1 rRNA gene is annotated in these 398 nt (G+C 47.0%); it reads left to right on the top strand.

Annotated features, from left to right (window positions below):
- Positions 1-263 precede the first annotated feature (263 nt).
- Positions 264-379: ribosomal RNA gene (gene rrf, locus PROVRUST_RS01235) — 5S ribosomal RNA — on the top strand.
- Positions 380-398 lie beyond the last annotated feature (19 nt).

Here is a 398-nt window from a genome sequence, read left to right as displayed (position 1 = left end):
CTTCCCTGACTCTTTAAGGGTCCTAAAGGAACGTTTAAGACTAAGACGTTGATAGGTTGGGTGTGTAAGCGTAGCGATACGTTGAGCTAACCAATACTAATGAACCGTGAGGCTTAACCTGACAACACCGAAGGTGTTTTAGAGAGATAAAGTTGATTTTCAATAGCGAGTGAGAAGCCGAAAGGTGAAGGACACAGCAGCTTGTTCAGGATTGATGTTCTGGTTTAAGGATAAAAGACTTAAACGGGAATAAACAGAATTTGTCTGGCGGCAATAGCGCGGTGGTCCCACCTGACCCCATGCCGAACTCAGAAGTGAAACGCCGTAGCGCCGATGGTAGTGTGGGGTCTCCCCATGTGAGAGTAGGGAACTGCCAGACATTAAATTAGCCGAGAAGC

The organism is Providencia rustigianii DSM 4541 (genome assembly GCF_000156395.1).
Taxonomy (GTDB): domain Bacteria; phylum Pseudomonadota; class Gammaproteobacteria; order Enterobacterales; family Enterobacteriaceae; genus Providencia; species Providencia rustigianii.
This window is presented reverse-complemented; position numbering and strand designations above follow the sequence as displayed.